This window comes from Xanthomonas sp. WHRI 6108 (genome assembly GCF_040202385.2).
In the GTDB taxonomy this organism is placed as follows: Bacteria; Pseudomonadota; Gammaproteobacteria; order Xanthomonadales; family Xanthomonadaceae; genus Xanthomonas; species Xanthomonas arboricola.
Map to the genome: position 1 here is coordinate 1,969,456 of NZ_CP168198.1, position 18,236 is coordinate 1,987,691.

Genomic DNA, 18,236 nt, shown 5'->3' on the forward strand with positions numbered 1-18,236 from the left:
GGTCATGCAGCACGGTGGTGCACGTGCTGACCCGCAGGGAAGTCTGCAAGGCAACCGGTGCCGCACTCGCGGCGCTGGGCGCTGCGCCGGCTGCGTCCGCCATTGCTGCGCCGGCCAAGGCTGCCGGCGAGCAATCGCTGCCTGCCGTTGCTGCGGGCGATGCTTTGCAGCTGTGGTACCGCGAACCGGCCAACGAATGGGTGCAGGCGCTGCCGGTCGGCAACGGCCGGCTGGGCGCGATGGTGTGGGGCGGCATTGCCCACGAGCGCCTGCAACTCAACGAGGACACGCTGTACGCAGGTGGCCCGTACGATGCCACCAGCCCCGACGCACTGGCAGCCTTGCCACAAGTGCGCGCGCTCGTGTTTGCCGGGCGCTATGCCGAAGCCGAAACCCTGGCCGACGCAAAGATGCTCTCGCGTCCGCTCAAGCAGATGCCGTATCAACCGCTGGGCGATCTGTTGCTGGATTTCGATCGTGCCGACGGCATCAGCGAGTATCGCCGCCAGCTCGATCTGGATACCGGCGTGGCTACCACCACGTTCCGCTCCGGCGGTGCTGTGCACAAGCGCGAAGTGTTCGTGTCGGCACAGTCGCAATGCATCGTGGTGCGCCTGTCCTGCGATCGGCCACGCGCGATTTCCCTGCGCGTGGGCATCGACAGCCCGCAGACCGGCGCGGTCACGGTGGAGCAGGGCGGGCTGCTGTTCAGCGGCCGCAACGGCAGCTTCGCCGGCATCGACGGCAAGCTGCGTTTTGCCTTGCGCGTGCTGCCGCAGGTCAAGGGCGGCACGCTCAGCGTGCTGCGTGACCGCCTGCGCATCGACGCCGCCGATGAAGTGGTGCTGCTGCTCACCGCCGCCACCAGCTACCAACGCTTTGATGCAGTCGATGGCGATCCGTTGGCATTGACCGCAGCAAGCATGCAGAAGGCCGGCAAGCTGGACTATGCCGCATTGCTGCGTGCGCATCTGGCCGATCACCAGCGGCTGTTCCGGCGCGTGGCGATCGATCTGGGGACCAGCGAGGCGGCGGCACTGCCCACCGACGAGCGCGTGCAGCGTTTTGCGCAGGGCAACGACCCGGCGCTGGCCGCGTTGTATCACCAGTTCGGCCGTTATCTGCTGATCTGCAGCTCGCGGCCCGGCACCCAGCCGGCCAATCTGCAGGGCATCTGGAACGACCTGATGCAGCCGCCGTGGGAAAGCAAGTACACCATCAACATCAACACCGAGATGAACTACTGGCCCAGCGAGGCCAACGCGCTGCACGAGTGCGTCGAACCGCTGGAATCCATGTTGTTCGATCTGGCCAAGACCGGCGCGCACACCGCACGTGCGATGTACGACGCACCGGGTTGGGTGGTGCACAACAACACCGATCTGTGGCGCCAGGCCGGGCCGATCGATGGCGCCAAGTGGAGCCTGTGGCCGATGGGTGGCGTCTGGCTGTTGCAGCAGCTATGGGACCGCTGGGATTACGGCCGCGACCGTGCCTATCTGGGCAGGATCTACCCCTTGTTCAAGGGCGCGGCGGAGTTCTTCGTCGCCACGCTGGTGCGTGATCCGCAGACCGGCGCGATGGTGACCAACCCATCGATGTCGCCGGAAAACCAGCATCCGTTCAACGCCGCGCTGTGTGCCGGCCCCACCATGGATGCGCAGCTGCTGCGCGATCTGTTCGCCCAATGCATCGCGATGAGCAAGCTGCTCAAGGTCGACGACGCCTTCGCGCAACAACTGAGCACGCTGCGCGAGCAATTGCCGCCCAACCGCATCGGCAAGGCGGGGCAATTGCAGGAGTGGCAACAGGACTGGGACATGCAGGCGCCGGAGATCCATCACCGCCATGTCTCGCATCTGTACGCCTTGCATCCTTCGAGCCAGATCAATCTGCGCGATACGCCCGAGCTTGCCGCCGCGGCCAAGCGCACGCTGGAAACGCGCGGCGACAACGCCACCGGCTGGGGCATCGGCTGGCGGCTGAATCTGTGGGCACGGCTGGCCGATGGCGAGCATGCCTACCGCATCCTGCAACTGCTGATCTCGCCCGAGCGCACCTACCCGAATCTGTTCGACGCGCATCCGCCGTTCCAGATCGACGGCAACTTCGGCGGCACCGCCGGCATCACCGAAATGCTGCTGCAAAGCTGGGGCGGCAGCGTGTTCCTGCTGCCTGCCTTGCCCAAGGCATGGCCGCGCGGCAGTGTGCGTGGCTTGCGCGTGCGCGGCGGTGCCAGCGTGGACCTGCAGTGGGAGGGCGGCCGCCTGCAGCAGGCACGCGTGCACAGCGAGCGGGGCGGGCGCTATCAACTGTCTTACGCAGGGCAGACCCTGGACCTGGAACTGGGTGCCGGCCGCACCCGGCAGGTGGGCCTCAACAACAACCGATTGGTGACGCAATGAGCTTGTACGTAGGACTGGATGTGGGCACGCAGAGCGTCAAGCTGGTGGCCTACGATCCGCAGGAGCGCGCCGTGGTCGCCACGATCGCCGCGCCGATGGAACTGATCAGCCGCGACGACGGCACCCGCGAGCAACAGGCGCAGTGGTGGATCGACGGCATCGTGCATTGCTTCGCGCAGCTCGATGGCGAGCAGCGTGCGCAGGTGCGTGGCATCTCGGTCTCCGGCCAGCAGCATGGTTTCGTGCCGGTGGCCGCCGATGGCAGCGTCACCGCACCGGTGAAGCTGTGGTGCGATACCAGCACCGCACTGGAATGCGAGGAAATCATGGATGCGGTGGGCGGCGCCGCAGGCAGCGTGGCCACCGCCGGCAACCCGATCATGGCCGGCTACACCGCCTCCAAGCTGCCGTGGACGCGCAAGCATCGCCCCGAGGCGTATGCGGCGATGACCACGGTGATGCTGCCGCACGACTACGTGAACTTCTGGCTCACCGGCGAGCGCTTTGCCGAAGTCGGCGATGCCTCCGGCACCGGGTGGCTGGACGTGCGCACGCGGCAGTGGTCCGAGCGCATGCTCGGCGCGGTGGATGCGCAGCGCGACCTGCGCGAGGCACTGCCGCCGCTGGTGGAGACCGGCGCGGTCTATGCCTTGTCCGACGCAGCTGCCGATGCCTTGAATCTACCGGCCGGCGTGCGTGTCACCACCGGCGGCGGCGACAACATGATGGCCGCCATCGGCACCGGCAACGTGGTGCCGGGACGCCTGACCATGAGCCTGGGTACCTCGGGCACCTTGTTCGCCTACGCCGATCACCCGGTGGTGGACGACGGGGCACGCTGGGCCGCGTTCTGCTCGTCCAGTGGCGGCTGGCTGCCGCTGATCTGCACCATGAACTGCACCGTCGCCACCGAAGCGGTGATGCGCATGTTCTCGATCACCCGCGAGCAGACCGACGCCTTGATCGCGAGTACCACGCCGGGCGCCGATGGGCTGGTGCTGCTGCCGTTCTTCAACGGCGAGCGCACCCCGGACTTGCCGGCCGCCCGCGGCTGCCTGTTCGGCATGGACCTGCACAACACCACCCCGGCGCATTTCTACCGCGCCGCGATGGAAGGGGCGACCTACAGCCTGCGCAACGGCTTCGATGCCTTCGTTGCGGCGGGTCTGCAGTTCGACACCATCCTGCTCACCGGCGGCGGCAGCAAGAGCGCGCAATGGCGGCAGATGGTGGCCGATATCTTCAACCTGCAGGTCGTGGTGCCGACCCAGCCCGAAGGCGCTGCCTTCGGTGCCGCGCTGCAGGCCTTGTGGGCCTGCGATCGCGATGACGGCGGTACGCACGCGTTGTCGGATGTGGTGCTGGAGCATCTGCAGGTGGACGACAGCCTGTCGGCGCGCCCGGATCCGCAGCGCGTGGCCCAGTATCAGCAGCACTACCAGCACTTCCTCAAGCACCTGCATGTGGTCAGCCCGCTCTACGCCGGCTGATCGACACGCTTTCTACAACTCCCCCAGCAGCAAGGACATTCCACCCCATGAGCAACACCGTCTACATCGGCGCCAAGGAATATTTCCCCGGTATCGGCAAGATCGGCTTCGAAGGCCGCGACTCGGACAACCCGCTGGCGTTCAAGGTCTACGACGCCAACAAGCAGGTCGGCGACAAGACCATGGCCGAGCATCTGCGCTTTGCCGTGGCCTACTGGCACAGCTTCTGCGGCAACGGCGCCGATCCGTTCGGCCCGGGCACGCGCGCGTACCCGTGGGATATCGGCAACACCGCGTTGAATCGCGCCGAAGCCAAGGCCGATGCCGCGTTCGAGTTCTTCACCAAGCTCGGCGTGCCGTACTACTGCTTCCACGACATCGACCTGTCGCCCGATGCCGACGACATCGGTGAGTACCAGAGCAACCTCAAGCACATGGTCGGCATCGCCAAGCAGCGTCAGGCCGACACCGGCATCAAGCTGCTGTGGGGCACCGCCAACCTGTTCTCGCACCCGCGTTACATGAATGGTGCGTCGACCAATCCGGACTTCAATGTCGTCGCGCGTGCGGCGGTGCAGGTCAAGGCCGCCATCGATGCCACCGTCGAGCTGGGCGGCGAGAACTACGTGTTCTGGGGCGGCCGCGAAGGCTATGCCTGCCTGCACAACACCCAGATGAAGCGCGAGCAGGACAATATGGCGCGCTTCTTGACCCTGGCACGCGACTACGGCCGCGCGATCGGCTTCACCGGCAACTTCCTGATCGAGCCCAAGCCCATGGAGCCGATGAAGCACCAGTACGACTTCGACAGCGCCACGGTGATCGGCTTCCTGCGTCAGCACGGCCTGGACCAGGACTTCAAGCTCAACATCGAGGCCAACCACGCCACGCTGTCGGGCCACAGCTTCGAGCACGACCTGCAGGTGGCCTCCGACGCCGGCCTGCTCGGCAGCATCGATGCCAACCGCGGCAACCCGCAGAACGGCTGGGATACCGACCAGTTCCCGACCGACCTGTACGACACCGTCGGCGCGATGCTGGTGGTGCTGCGCCAGGGCGGGCTGGCACCGGGTGGGCTGAACTTCGATGCCAAGGTACGCCGCGAGTCGTCCGACCCGCAGGATCTGTTCCTGGCGCATATCGGCGGCATGGACGCGTTCGCACGCGGGCTGGAAGTGGCCAATGCGCTGCTGACCTCCTCGCCGCTGGAGCAGTGGCGCGCCGAGCGCTACGCCAGCTTCGACAGCGGCGCGGGCGCGGACTTTGCCAACGGCAGCAGCACGCTGGTGGATCTGGCCAAGTACGCCGCCGGCAACGAACCCAAGCAGCTCAGCGGCCGTCAGGAAGCCTACGAGAACCTGATCAACCAGTATCTGACCCGTTGATGTCCCGTGGCCGGCGGCGCACTGCGCGTCGCCGGCCGATGTCGGCCGCCCCCGTGGCCGCTCCCTTGCATGCTTCCAGGTGAATCCATGTCCAGTGTCTCCGTAAACGGCGCCCCCGATGCCGGTGAGAACACCCGTTTTATCGTCCTGATCAGTTGCGTAGCCACGATCGGCGGTTTTTTGTTCGGTTTCGATAGCGGTGTGATCAACGGCACTGTCGACGGCCTGAAGCAGACCTTCAATTCCAGCGCCGCCGAGACCGGGTTCGAAGTCGCCTCGATGCTGCTGGGCTGCGCCATCGGCGCCTTCTTTGCCGGCCGTCTGGCCGACCGCTGGGGCCGCCGTGCGGTCCTGATCATTTCTGCGGCACTGTTCCTGCTCTCGGCCATTGGCGCCGGTGCCTCGCACAGTTCCGGCTTCTTCATCTTCGCTCGCGTGATGGGCGGCTTTGCGGTGGGCGCCGCCAGCGTCATCTCGCCGGCCTACATCGCCGAGGTCGCCTCCGCGCGCTATCGCGGCCGGCTCGCCACGATGCAGCAGATCGCCATCATCAGCGGGCTGTTTTGCGCGTTTCTGAGCAACTACCTGCTGGCCAACGCCGCCGGTGCCTCCACCGAGCCGCTATGGGCCGGGCAGGCCGCCTGGCGCTGGATGTTCTGGATGCAGGCGGTTCCCTCGCTGCTGTTCCTGTTGCTGTTGCTGGTCATCCCGGAAAGCCCGCGCTACCTGGTGGTCAAGGGCCGCCGCGAGCAGGCGCTGGTGGTGTTGAAGCGGCTATACGGCAACGCCGCCGCGCAGACCAAGCTGGCCGAGATCTCGGCCTCGATGTCGGCCGACCAGCGCAAGCCCAAGTTCTCCGACCTCATCAACAAGGCCACCGGCAAGATCCGCCCGATCGTCTGGATCGGTGTGGGCCTGGCGGTATTCCAGCAACTGGTCGGCATCAACGTGGTGTTCTATTACGGCGCGGTGCTGTGGCAGGCGGTGGGCTTCTCCGAGCAGGACGCACTGCTGATCAACGTGCTCTCCGGTGGCCTGAGCATCGGCGCCTGCCTGGTCACGGTGATGCTGGTCGACAAGATCGGCCGCAAGCCGTTGCTGTGGATCGGCTCGGCCGGCATGGCGGTCTCGCTGGCCCTGGTGACCTATGCCTTCGCCACCGCCTCGCTGGACCCCAACGGCAAGCTCGCCATGTCCGATGCCATGGGCATGCTCGCGCTGGTGGCCGCGAACGTGTACGTGGTGTTCTTCAATGCCTCGTGGGGCCCGGTGATGTGGGTGATGCTGGGCGAGATGTTCCCGAACCAGATCCGCGGCTCGGGCCTGGCCATTGCCGGCGCCGCGCAGTGGACCTCCAACTTCGCCATCACCGTCAGCTTCCCGATCCTGCTCGGCAGCATCGGCCTGGCCGGCGCGTACGGCATCTACACCGTCGCCGCCTTCATCTCGGTGTTCTTCGTGCTCAAGTACGTCTACGAGACCAAGGGCAAGGAGCTGGAGCAGATGGAGGGCTGATCTCCCCCGTTATGCGGATATCGGCATGGAAGACGAACAAGGCCGCGCACTGCGCGGCCTTGTTCGTTGACGGTCTCGCCGGGACCTTGCCGATGTCTCGCATGCCTGCATCGCTGCATCGCTGCATCGCTGCAGGCGCCCCAATCGCGCTGGCTGTCATCGTCGGGCTGGATTGGGTGCATGCGTCGTCTCGTGACTGCCTGCTGCTCCGGCCTGTGCTGTGTCAGGCGACCTGATTCCCATGTGGCCCAACGCACCACCAAAGTGCAATGCGCGTCTTCAACGGGGATAACCGCCTGCAAGGGCACCGGCTCTTTTTGCAAATTGTGCGCCACCGCTATACTCCACCAGGCAGTTTCCCTCCAGACTAGGGCGAATCGTGGAACCAAGGAGTGGTGGTATGGCGGTAGCTAAAGAGCTTGTCAGGGGCATGCTGATCAGCGTGTGCTACTGCCTGGTGTTTCTGATGCTTTGGCGTTTTTCCCTTGATCAGTGGTACCTACCAGTTGGTTTGCGGGTTGTTACCTTGCTCTATCGACCTTATCGGGAGTGGCCGTTTCTGTTGGCGGGGGACGCCGCAGCGATGTTGTTCCTGCGGATTCCTTTGGGCGAGCTTCAGGGGTTCAGCCCGCTCTGGTCGTATTTGAGCCCCCTATTGCACGCGCCCTTGATCGCCTGTGCGATTGGACTGCTGCGTTACCGCGTTCCTTACATCGTCAAGCGGGAGCAGTGGCTTGTCCCCGCGGCTCTCGCGCTAGCGCTTTGGAATGCGTTATGCAGCCTGTTATTGAATGGGCTGCTCGGTGGGCCGCCGATCTACCCTGTAATAGACCTGCTGTTGCGATATGGGGCGGGCAGCTATCTCGGCGTGCTCACCCTGTTGTTGCCGGTAATGTTGTGGGCCAATTGGAATGAGAGCCCTGTGCGTTCCAGTTTTCCGCGGGATGTTGGTGTCGCTGTGGTTGTTGTCCTCAGCTTCTTCTTCACTCTTAGTGTCCTGAATGATCCATCGATTCGAAACGTTTTGATGGTCGCGATGCTCGTACCAATGGTGGTACTGACTTTCAGGCATGGGTGGAGAGGGAATGCCTTAGGGGCGCTGTTGGCAAGCTTTGCGCTTGAGTTCTCGATGCCTAAGGTGTATCAGCTCGGGTTCTTTGATCAGGCTGTTTTCAATATCCAACTGCTTTATGCGTTTGTGACGACGATTCTGTTTGTCTTCAACGCCCGTCTGCGTGAGCCTGCCCGCGGCGGTATATCGAATCAGTCGAAGGATGATATTTATACCTTTGGTCGCGCAAGTTACGCCAGCGCCGAGCGCCTGTTGCGCAATCGCGTGCTTGAATACTCCGACATCAATGTGCAGATCAATCGGATGCGCAAAGATGTGGTGGCCGATTTGAGAGCAAAAGGGCAGCATTCGGTTGCGATGGAGATGACACGAGTGGGTGTTATCGAATCGCAGCTGTTGCAGCAATATGTGGCTGCATTGTATCCGTTGGAAATAGAAACGCATGGGTTGTATCAAGCGCTATGTTCGCCGGCGCTTGAGCGCTTCTGCGCTTCCAAGTTCCAATGTGTGTTTCGTGGCGACTGTAGGAGCCTGTCTTTGGAGCTACAGTTGAGTGCCTATCGCAGTGTGCTCAATTGCGTCGAGATTCTGCCTCCGGCTGGTAGGCATTTCATCCAGGTGCGTGCATGGATAGCGAGGGAGACGCGTGGTGTTGCAGTGCGTGTTATTGCTGATTCCTCATCGGTTGACGCGGTACGGCGCGACTCGAATGACGTAGAAGCAGAACTGAAAGCAAGATTGAAAGCGCATGGCGGCATGTTTCATCGCCGCCATGCATTGGTTCTGACATTCCTGGTGGCTGAAGCCAATCCCGTACTGGTCAGGGAGACACGATCCACTGATCCCCAGTTGCTCCGCGCCGTGTGAGCACTGTGAAGTTTCTTGTCTTATAGACAAGTTGGGCTTGATTGAGCTGGGCTGCATCGTTTGCAGTCAGCTCGCTCAGGCTTGGAGCTGAGGAGATTTTATTTTTCTTGGGCAATACAACGCGATCCACATCCTTGCCCATTGGTAGGGTCCATAGAGCGTCATCCACCCGGGCGACGACAGCGTGGACCACACCGGTGACGTCGTTGATTTGCAAATATGTCACGCCATCACGATGGAACTCGTAGATGGCAAGCGAGGAGTCCATAGCGAGGTTGGCTGCCTTGGGATTGCTATCGCCAAGCCCGACGGCGGGCGCGCCGATGCCGCCACTGGGACAGCAATCAGCCATCGCCGCGCTCGATGCGAAGAGTCCGACGATTAAACAAAAAGCTATAGGCCAGGTTTTTGCGTTCTTCATGATTTTGCCTTCCCCCTGCATGGGGCAACTCCGCCTGCGATTCAGGCGCTTATACGTTACGTGTTGAATGGCAGATTTTGTTGATTGTTTGTCGCAGAAAATCGCTGCGGCATACCGTCCGCCGATCAGCGAGGAACAGTCGACCGCATCCGCTGTTACCTGGACCTATCCGGTCAGGCGTGATGTGCAGTGCTGGAGCGCGCGCGCTATTTAGCGGCTCGGCTTGAGTTCGCCACCGGCACGTTCAAACCATCCAATCACTCGCCGGTGATGAGATTCGCCCCAACGACGCAAGAACTGCTGGGTGTGGTGGTCGCCGAGGTCGCGCAGGCTGGCGAGTCGTTGGGCGATGAAAGGGGCGGTCAGCGGCTGGGCGCAGTCGACTTCGATGCAGTGGCGCCAGGCGGTATAGCTGTCGGGGATGGCGAGGGACATCGTGGCGCTCTTCGGTAAAAGTGAACGTGAGGGCAGTGGCGGGGCACGGCGGGCTTGATTTTGCGCAACAAGTGTTACTTTATAACACTTCATCCATCGTTCGTCCGGTCACGCCGTGTCGCGTTCCTTGCCGCAGAGTGTCGTTTGCCTGGTCACCATGCCGAACCGTCCGTGCTCCAAGTGGCGCGGTGGCCACGTCGATCCTCCGGGGTTGGCTCGATGAGGCGGCGGCAGGTGTTGCACGCCGTCGGTGCCGCCTTGGTGCTGTCGCCGCACCTGGTCCACGCGCAGCCGCAGCCGCTGCTGCGCAGTTGCAATCTGCAGCGTCAGGGCGCGGGACTGCGACTTCGGCTCGCATTGAGTACGCAGGTCGCCTACCGCAGCTTCAGCCTGTCCAATCCAGCGCGCTTGGTCATCGACCTGCCGGGCGTTTCGACGCAACCACCGCAGATCGATCCATTGCCTGACGATCTCGCGGTCGTCGCCATCCGTAGCGGCCCGCACGGCGATGGGCTGCGCGTGGTGCTCGATCTGGTGCAGCCGCTGACAGCCACGGCGCGCTGGGAGGATGGTGCGCTGGTGGTCGATCTTGCTGCTGTGCCCGGCACTGCGTCGTTGTCCGCAGCCGATCCCGCCGAGCCGGCCGTTGCGGCGGCTGCGCCCACGCGCTCCCGCCTGCATCCCTACGTGGTCGCCATCGACGCCGGTCACGGCGGCAAGGATCCCGGCGCGGTTAGTGCCGATGCGCGCTACGAGAAGCATGTGGCCATGGCGGTCGCGGGGCGGCTGCACCAGCGCCTGGCGGCCGATCCGCGTTACCGGCCGACCATGATCCGCAGCGATGATCGCTTCGTGGCGTTGCACGAGCGGGTGTTGATCGCCCATCGCCGCAATGCCGATCTGTTCGTGTCCATCCATGCCGATGCTGCGCCCAGCAGCCAGGCGCGCGGCGCGTCGGTGTTTGCCCTGTCGCAGAACGGCGCCAGCTCTGCATTGGCGCGCTGGATCGCCGACAGCGAAAACGCCGCCGACGACATGGGCGACAGTGCGCGCCGTCTGCGGGTGCCCAGCAATCCGGTGCTGTCGCAGGTGCTGGCCGACCTGTCGCTGAGCGGCACCATCGCCAGCAGCGTGGCGTTCGGCAAGGTGATGCTCGGGCGGCTGCAGCAGGTGACGCGGCTGCATCAGGACCAGGTCGGGCAGGCCGGCTTTGCCGTGTTGAAGTCGCCGGATATTCCGTCGCTGCTGGTGGAAACCGGCTTCATGAGCAATCGCGACGATTGCCGGCGGCTGTGCGGCGATACGCATCAGGACGAACTGGCGCACACGCTGCATGCCGGTATCGACGATTACTTCCAGATGTTTCCCGGTCGCGCCTGAGGCGCGATTGCCCTCATCTCCTTCTACGAGCTTTCGATGTCCGCCATGCTGCCCGATGTTGCCGTTACCGAACCTTCCACACTGAGCGCGCCGCTGCGCTGGGTCGGCATGCGGGACATCGCCGTGCCGCTGCGGCTGGCCGATGCCGGGCCCGGCGGCAGCGTGGCCGCGCGTGCCAGCGTGCAGGTGGATCTGCCGCGCCCGGAACTCAAGGGCATCCACATGTCGCGCCTGTACCGCCTGCTGGATCGGCATCTGGAGCAGCCGGTGTCGCCGGCGATGGTGTCGCAGCTGCTGCAGGCGCTGATCGACAGTCATGCCGATTGCGGCAGCCGTGCGGCGCGGCCGGGGCTGAACTTCGAGTTGATGCTGCGGATGCCGGCGCTGCGCAGCGAAGGGCTGAGCGGTTGGCGCGCCTATCCGGTGCGCATCGATGCGCAATCCAGGGCAGGCCGCACCGAGATCCAGTTGCAGGTCGATGTGCTGTATGCCTCCACCTGTCCCTGTTCGGCGGCCTTGTCGCGCCAGTTGCTGAGCGATGCGTTTTTGCAGCAGCACCAAGGACGCGATGCGTTACCGCTCGCAGAGGTTGCGCAATGGCTGCAACACAACGGTTCGTACGCCACGCCGCATAGCCAGCGCAGCGTGGCGCAGGTGCGCGTGGAGCTGAGCGCATGCGCGCAGCGCTTGGACATCCGCGAGCTGGTCGGCCTGTGCGAACAGGCGCTGGCGACGCCGGTACAGGCGGCGGTACGGCGCATCGACGAGCAGGCGTTTGCCCGCTTGAATGGCGCCAACCTGATGTATGTCGAAGATGCCGCGCGGCGGTTGCGCAAGGTGCTGGCCGAGCGCCACGCCGTCTTCCATGTGGCAGTGCGCCACCTGGAAAGTCTGCATGCACATGACGCCACCGCCGAAACCGACAGTAGTGCCGATGCCGATGCGTTTCCTTCCTTCGCCGAGTGAGGAGTTGCCATGCAATGCAAACATCCACGTCGATCTGCCGTTGCTGCGCGCCAATGCGAGGTCGATCGCACGCTGCGGCGATGCGGACGCGCGGTCGCGCAGGCCTATGTGTTGATTGGGCCTTACATGATTTTTTTATTGGGGTGATCGGCAAGAGCCACGCCCATGCGCCCACGCCAGGTTGCACGACGTGCAGCCGCAGAACTGAAGTGCGCGATCGGCGGCAAGGCGCAACCCGCAGCGCCCGGCGCCGTAACCAGCCTCAGCCAGTCGGCGCATCTCAGCACCTCGGATCGATGGCGTTGCCATGGGAGCTCCGCTTATCTGACCCTGGGCGGGCTCGAGGCGCATCCACCCGACCAGCGGCAACCACCCATGCCCAATAACGCAAAAACCCCGCAGTGCGGGGTCTTGGCGTGTTCTGCAGTCAGACGACGGTGGTGCTCCCTAGGGGACTCGAACCCCTGTTTTAGCCTTGAGAGGGCCACGTCCTAACCATTAGACGAAGGGAGCGTTTGGTGCGTCTTGTGCAGCGCGCTAGTATAGTGCGCTAAAACCCGTTGGGCAATCCTGCAACACAAGACGGAAGCGCCATCATCGAACCCTCAGTTACATCTCCGTTCACGCTGCGCGTCATCCCACGCGATCAGCACACCATCTCGCGCAAGGACATCAGCCCCAACGCGCTGCGCGTGCTGTACCGCCTGCGCGAATCGGGCTTTGGTGCCTACCTGGTCGGCGGCGCCGTCCGCGACCTGCTGGTCGGCGGCCATCCCAAGGATTTCGACGTGGCCACCAGCGCCACGCCGGAAGAAGTCAAAGCGCTGTTCCGCAACTGTCGCCTGATCGGCCGCCGCTTTCGCCTGGCGCATGTGGTGTTCGGCCGCGAGATCATCGAAGTGGCCACGTTCCGCGCCAACATTGACGACGGCAGCGGCGACCGCGAGCTGGATAACGGCCGGCTGGTGCGCGACAACGTCTACGGCACCATCGAAGACGATGCGATCCGTCGCGACTTCACCTGCAACGCGCTGTACTACGCGATCGAGGATTTCTCGGTGCGCGACTACTGCGGCGGCTTCGAGGACGTGCAGGCGCGCCTGATGAAGCTGATCGGCGACCCGGAACTGCGCTACCAGGAAGATCCGGTGCGCATGCTGCGCGCGGTGCGTCTGGCGGCCAAGCTGAACTTCGATATCGAAGCCGGTACCGCAGAACCCATCCCGCGCCTGGCCGGGCTGTTGTCCGAGGCCGCGCCGGCGCGCTTGTTCGAAGAGATTCTCAAGCTGTTCCTGTCCGGACACGGTGTGGCCAGTTTCGAGGGGCTGGAGCGTTACGGCCTGCTCGGTGCGCTGTTCCCGGAGAGTGCGGCCGCATTGCGCTCCAACCGCAGTGGCGCATTGCGCGCCATGGTGCTGGAAGGCCTGCGCAATACCGATGCGCGCGTGGCCAACGACGAGCCGGTGTCGCCGGCGTTCCTGTTCGCCCTGCTGCTCTGGCCGGCGTTCTGCCGCACCTTGATGGGCCTGCAGGCGCAGGGCGTGCAGCCGGAAGACGCGCAGCGTCGCGCCGCCGACCGGGTCACCCTGCATCAGCTCGAGCGCGTGGCGCTGCCGCGCCGTTTCTCGCTGCCGATGCAGGAAATCTGGCTGCTGCAGACGCGCTTCTCCTCGCGTCAGCGCAAGCGCGTGTTCCGCACCTTGTCGCATCCGCGTTTCCGCGCCGCGTTCGATTTCCTGGTGTTGCGCCAGTTCGCCTCGGCCGATCACGCCGCCGATGTGGAGTTCTGGCGCGAGGCGCAGAAGTCCTCCGGCCAGGAACTGGTCGATGCGATCGAAACCGCGCAGGCCGATCACGAAGGCGAGGAAGGTGCACCGCGCAAGCGGCGGCGCCGCCGCCGTCGCACCGGCGCGCCGGCAGGCGAGTAGGGCGTGCACACCGCCTTCGTCGGCCTGGGCGCCAACCTGGGCCCGGCCGAGGCCAGCGTGCGCGCGGCCATCGCCGCACTGGGCGAGCTGCCGCAATCCACCCTGATTGCCGCCTCGCGCCTGTATCGCACGCCGGCCTGGGGCCGCGAAGACCAGCCCGATTTCATCAATGCGGTGGCGCAGCTACGTACTGCGCTGGCGCCATTGCAACTGCTGGAGGCCTTGCTCGGCATCGAGCAGGCCTTCGGCCGGCAGCGTATCGACGGCGAGCGCTGGGGCCCGCGCACGCTGGACCTGGATCTGCTGCTGTACGCCGATCAGGTGATCGACCTGCCACGCCTGCAGGTCCCGCACCCGCATCTGCAGGCGCGCGCCTTTGCGCTGCTGCCGCTGTCCGAGCTCGCTCCGGAGGCGATCATTCCGGGCCATGGAACAGTGCGACACGCCCTGCAGGCCATCGATGTCTGCGGGCTGGAGCCGATTGGGTAGATAATGGGCGGCTTATCACCCCACGTAATGACTTCATGAGCAGCCATACCGACAGCAAGCCCTGGACCGTGCCCGCCTTGGCGCAGGCCAAGCGCGAGGGTCGAAAACTGGTCATGTTGACCGCCTACGACGCCGGCTTTGCGCGGACCTTCGATGCCAACGGCGTCGACCTGATCCTGGTTGGCGATTCGCTGGGCATGGTGGTGCAGGGGCACGATTCCACCTTGCCGGTAACCACCGCCGACATGGTCTACCACACCGCCGCAGTGGCCAGGGTGCTGGAGCGGGCGTTGCTGGTGGCCGATCTGTCGTTCCAGGCCGATGCCACGCCAGAGCGCGCACTGGACGCTGCCACCCAACTGCTGCAGGCTGGCGCGGAGATGGTCAAGATCGAGGGCGCCGGGCACAAGCTCGAGGTGATCCGCTATCTGGTCGAGCGCGAGATCCCGGTCTGCTCGCATCTGGGGCTGACCCCGCAATCGGTGCTGCGTTTCGGCGGTTACACGGTGCAGGGGCGCGGCGAAGCCGGCGAACAGTTGCGCCGCGACGCGCAGGCCGTGGTCGACGCCGGTGCCAGCCTGGTCGTGCTGGAATGCGTGCCCACGCCGATCGCCACCCAGATCAGCGCCGCGCTCGGCGTGCCCACCATCGGCATCGGCGCCGGCCCCGGCTGCGATGGCCAGGTGCTGGTGATGCACGACATGCTGGGCCTGGACAGCGGTCACCGCCGGCCCAAGTTCGTCAAGGATTTCCTCGCCGAAGGCGGCTCGGTGGCGGGCGCGGTGCGCGCCTACGCGCAGGCCGTGCGCGACGGCAGCTTCCCCGACGCAGCGCACGCGTACGCCGCATGATCCAGACCCTGACCGATCTTTCCACCCTGCGCGCACTGGTCACCGGCTGGAAGCGCGAGGGCCTGCGCGTGGCGCTGGTGCCGACCATGGGCAACCTGCACGCCGGCCACTATTCGCTGGTGATGCTGGCGCGCCAGTACGCCGACCGCGTGGTGTCGAGCGTGTTCGTCAACCCGACCCAGTTCGGCCCCAACGAAGACTTCGCACGTTACCCGCGCACGCCCGAGGCCGACCTGCGCGGCCTGGAAGACGCCGGTTGCGATGCACTGTGGCTGCCCGACGTGGATACCATGTATCCGCTCGGCACCGCACTGGCCACACCGATCCACGCGCCGGGCGTCAGCGACGTGCTGGAAGGGGTGTGCCGGCCGGGGCATTTCGACGGCGTGTGCACGGTGGTGGCGCGGCTGTTCAACCAGGTGCAGCCGGACGTGGCCGCCTTCGGCAAGAAGGACTATCAGCAGCTGGCGGTGATCCGCCAGATGGTGGCCGACCTGGCGTTTCCGATCGAGATCCTGGGCGGCAGCATCGTGCGCGAGGCCGACGGCCTGGCGATGAGCTCGCGCAACCAGTATCTGACCGCCGACGAGCGCCCGCGCTCGACCCAGATCCGCAAGGTGCTGCTGCAGATGCGCGACAGCTACGCCGCCGGTACGCCGCGTGCGCAGGTCGAGGACGCCGCCACCCAGGCGCTGGAACAGGCCGGTTTCCGCGTCGATTACGCGGTGGTGCGGCTGCCCGACCTGAGCGAACCGGGCGACAGCCATGCCGGCGCGCGCGTGGCCCTGATCGCCGCCCGTCTGGGCAGCACGCGGCTGATCGACAACCTGGAATTCTGAGCGGTCTGATGCCGCTGCGGGCGCTGCGTCAGGCCGCGACCGGCGACGTCTGCGATCCTGCGCACAGGCGCGGTTGTCCAGTGCCGGCCTGAAGCCCTCACCGCCGGTTGCGCGGCAGGCCGGTGGACACCGGCGCTTTCCGCTAAAATGCCGGCTTTCCTTTGCCGTTGCCCGTCATGCACCTGTCCCTGCTGAAAGCCAAGATCCACCGCGCCACCGTCACCCACTCCGAGCTCAATTACGAAGGCTCGATCGCCATCGACGGCCTGCTGCTGGAAGCCACCGGCATCCGTGAGTTCGAACAGGTGCATATCTGGGACGTCACCAACGGTGCGCGTTTCAGCACCTATGCCATCCGCGCCGACGAAGGCAGCGGCATCATTTCGCTCAACGGCGGCGCCGCGCGTCACGTGCAGGTCGGCGACCTGATCATCGTGGCCGCCTTCGCCAGCATGAGCGAAGCCGAAGCCGAGACCTTCAAGCCCAATCTGGTATACGTGGACGGCAGCAACACGATCACCCACACCAACCACAGCATCCCCACGCAGGCCGCATGACACATACCAACGGATTCGACGCGCTTCACGCCCACGCCCAGCGCCTGCGCGGCGCTGCCATCCCCGCATTGCTTGCCGCCGAGCCGCAACGGCCGACGCAATACGCCAGGCAGGTCGGTCCGTTGTATTTCAATTTCGCGCGGCAGAAGTACGACCGCGCCGCGCTGGATGCCTTGTTCGCCATCGCGCGCGAGCGTGACCTGGCCGGCGCGTTCCAGCGCCTGTTCCGCGGCGAGCAGGTCAATGTCACCGAACAGCGCGCTGCGTTGCACACCGCATTGCGCGGCGACCTGACCGATGCGCCGGTGGCCTCCGAAGCGTATGCCACCGCTGCGGAAGTCCGCCAACGCATGGGCGCGCTGATCCAGCAGCTGGAAGCCACCGACGTCACCGATATCGTCAGCGTCGGCATCGGCGGTTCGGACCTGGGGCCGCGGCTGGTGGCCGATGCCTTGCGTGCGCCGTCGGGTGCGCGTTTCCGCGTGCATTTCGTCTCCAATGTCGACGGCGCGGCGATGCAGCGCACGCTGGCCACGCTGGACCCGGCACACACCGCCGGCATCCTGATTTCCAAGACCTTCGGTACTCAGGAAACGCTGCTCAACGGCAGCATCCTGCACGCCTGGCTGGGCGGCAGCGAGCGCCTGTACGCGGTGAGTGCCAATCCCGAGCGCGCCGCCAAGGCATTCGACATCGCGCCGAGCCGCGTGCTGCCGATGTGGGACTGGGTCGGTGGGCGTTATTCGCTGTGGTCGGCGGTGGGTTTCCCGATCGCGCTGGCGATCGGCTTCGAACGTTTCGAACAATTGCTGCAAGGCGCTGCGCAATTCGACGCGCATGTGCTCGACACGCCATTGGAGGAAAACGTCGCCGTGCTGCACGGCCTGACCGCGGTGTGGAACCGCAACCTGCTCGGCAGCGCGACGCATGCGGTGATGACCTATGACCAGCGCCTGGCCCTGCTGCCGGCCTACCTGCAGCAACTGGTGATGGAAAGCCTGGGCAAGCGGGTCAAGCTCGACGGTTCTGCAGTGGACAGCGACACCGTGTCGGTGTGGTGGGGCGGTGCGGGCACCGATGTGCAGCACAGCTTCTTCCAGGCGCTGCACCAGGGCACCAGCGTGGTGCCGGCCGATTTCATCGGCACCGTGCACAACGACGATCCGTATGCGGAGAACCACGTCGCGCTGATGGCCAACGTGCTGGCGCAGACCGAAGCGTTGGCCAACGGCCAGGACAGCAGCGATCCGCACCGCAGCTATCCGGGCGGCCGCCCGAGCACAGTGATCCTGCTCGATGCGCTGACCCCGCAGGCGCTGGGTGCGCTGATCTCGATGTACGAGCACAGCGTCTACGTGCAGTCGGTGATGTGGGGCATCAACGCGTTCGACCAGTTCGGCGTGGAGCTGGGCAAGCAGCTGGCCAGCCAGTTGCTGCCGGCGCTGAAGGGCGAGTCGGCCGACGTGGCCGACCCGGTGACACGCGAGCTGCTGGCCAAGTTGCGCGGCTGAGCCTGTCGCGCATCGATGGTGTCAGACGACGGGGCCTGCGGGCCCCGTTTCGTTTCTGGAGTTCCTGCGTGGCAATAAATTTGGGCCAAATGGCCAAATTTCCCAAAATGGGACGTTGGGAGTAG

At 65.1% G+C, this 18,236-nt stretch carries 15 protein-coding genes and 1 tRNA gene; 13 read left to right on the forward strand and 3 right to left on the reverse strand.

Annotated elements, in window-relative coordinates:
• Positions 1-23 precede the first annotated feature (23 nt).
• From ABQ039_RS08570 to ABQ039_RS08590, 5 genes are all read left to right on the forward strand, one after another.
• Positions 24-2,405: a glycoside hydrolase family 95 protein gene (locus tag ABQ039_RS08570; protein WP_349777862.1), complete on the forward strand. Its 2,382-nt coding sequence runs from the start codon at positions 24-26 to the stop codon at positions 2,403-2,405.
• Positions 2,402-3,895 carry a xylulokinase gene (gene xylB / locus ABQ039_RS08575; RefSeq protein WP_349777861.1) on the forward strand — a complete coding sequence of 498 codons (1,494 nt, stop codon included), beginning with the start codon at positions 2,402-2,404 and terminating at the stop codon, positions 3,893-3,895. Before ABQ039_RS08570 ends, xylB begins: the two co-directional genes overlap by 4 nt.
• A gap of 47 nt (positions 3,896-3,942) precedes the next feature.
• Entirely contained in the window at positions 3,943-5,280 is a 1,338-nt protein-coding gene (gene xylA / locus ABQ039_RS08580) for a xylose isomerase (protein ID WP_046342382.1), read from the forward strand.
• A gap of 87 nt (positions 5,281-5,367) precedes the next feature.
• Complete coding sequence (locus ABQ039_RS08585; RefSeq protein WP_349777860.1) at positions 5,368-6,795, forward strand: sugar porter family MFS transporter; 1,428 nt, start codon at positions 5,368-5,370, stop codon at positions 6,793-6,795.
• A 400-nt stretch (positions 6,796-7,195) separates the two neighbouring features.
• Positions 7,196-8,734 carry an MASE1 domain-containing protein gene (locus ABQ039_RS08590; RefSeq protein WP_349777859.1) on the forward strand — a complete coding sequence of 513 codons (1,539 nt, stop codon included), beginning with the start codon at positions 7,196-7,198 and terminating at the stop codon, positions 8,732-8,734.
• Here the strand turns inward: ABQ039_RS08590 and ABQ039_RS08595 are convergent.
• Together ABQ039_RS08595 and ABQ039_RS08600 are read right to left on the reverse strand one after the other, a co-directional pair.
• Positions 8,688-9,155 (reverse strand): hypothetical protein, encoded by a 468-nt coding sequence (locus ABQ039_RS08595; RefSeq protein WP_184517803.1) that lies wholly within the window; start codon positions 9,153-9,155, stop codon positions 8,688-8,690. The two genes, ABQ039_RS08590 and ABQ039_RS08595, sit on opposite strands and share 47 nt — an antisense overlap.
• A 210-nt stretch (positions 9,156-9,365) precedes the next feature.
• Positions 9,366-9,590, reverse strand: a complete 225-nt coding sequence (locus tag ABQ039_RS08600; protein ID WP_349777858.1) for a hypothetical protein — start codon at positions 9,588-9,590, stop codon at positions 9,366-9,368.
• 219 nt (positions 9,591-9,809) lie between these two features.
• Between ABQ039_RS08600 and ABQ039_RS08605 the strand changes: the two genes are divergently transcribed.
• Together ABQ039_RS08605 and folE2 are read left to right on the forward strand one after the other, a co-directional pair.
• The gene (locus tag ABQ039_RS08605) at positions 9,810-10,970 is read left to right on the forward strand and encodes an N-acetylmuramoyl-L-alanine amidase (RefSeq protein ID WP_349777857.1); all 1,161 of its coding nucleotides are present in this window, start codon (positions 9,810-9,812) and stop codon (positions 10,968-10,970) included.
• Between the two features lie 36 nt (positions 10,971-11,006).
• Entirely contained in the window at positions 11,007-11,936 is a 930-nt protein-coding gene (gene folE2 / locus ABQ039_RS08610; protein WP_349777856.1) for a GTP cyclohydrolase FolE2, read from the forward strand.
• A gap of 438 nt (positions 11,937-12,374) precedes the next feature.
• Here the strand turns inward: folE2 and ABQ039_RS08615 are convergent.
• Positions 12,375-12,449, reverse strand: a tRNA-Glu gene (locus tag ABQ039_RS08615).
• A gap of 47 nt (positions 12,450-12,496) precedes the next feature.
• On the opposite strand from ABQ039_RS08615, the gene pcnB reads away from it, so the two are divergent.
• From pcnB to pgi, 6 genes are all read left to right on the forward strand, one after another.
• A complete protein-coding gene (gene pcnB, locus ABQ039_RS08620) occupies positions 12,497-13,864 on the forward strand; it encodes a polynucleotide adenylyltransferase PcnB (RefSeq protein WP_024939771.1) in 1,368 nt (455 codons plus the stop codon).
• A gap of 3 nt (positions 13,865-13,867) precedes the next feature.
• Positions 13,868-14,353: a 2-amino-4-hydroxy-6-hydroxymethyldihydropteridine diphosphokinase gene (folK, locus tag ABQ039_RS08625; RefSeq protein WP_047125494.1), complete on the forward strand. Its 486-nt coding sequence runs from the start codon at positions 13,868-13,870 to the stop codon at positions 14,351-14,353.
• A gap of 35 nt (positions 14,354-14,388) precedes the next feature.
• The gene (panB, locus tag ABQ039_RS08630; RefSeq protein WP_039510407.1) at positions 14,389-15,204 is read left to right on the forward strand and encodes a 3-methyl-2-oxobutanoate hydroxymethyltransferase; all 816 of its coding nucleotides are present in this window, start codon (positions 14,389-14,391) and stop codon (positions 15,202-15,204) included.
• Entirely contained in the window at positions 15,201-16,043 is an 843-nt protein-coding gene (gene panC, locus ABQ039_RS08635; protein ID WP_039510409.1) for a pantoate--beta-alanine ligase, read from the forward strand. The genes panB and panC overlap by 4 nt, the downstream gene beginning before the upstream one ends.
• Before the next feature lie 176 nt (positions 16,044-16,219).
• Positions 16,220-16,600: an aspartate 1-decarboxylase gene (panD, locus tag ABQ039_RS08640; RefSeq protein WP_024939767.1), complete on the forward strand. Its 381-nt coding sequence runs from the start codon at positions 16,220-16,222 to the stop codon at positions 16,598-16,600.
• On the forward strand, positions 16,597-18,111 hold the full coding sequence (pgi, locus tag ABQ039_RS08645; protein WP_104542045.1) for a glucose-6-phosphate isomerase: 1,515 nt from the start codon (positions 16,597-16,599) through the stop codon (positions 18,109-18,111). The genes panD and pgi overlap by 4 nt, the downstream gene beginning before the upstream one ends.
• Positions 18,112-18,236 lie beyond the last annotated feature (125 nt).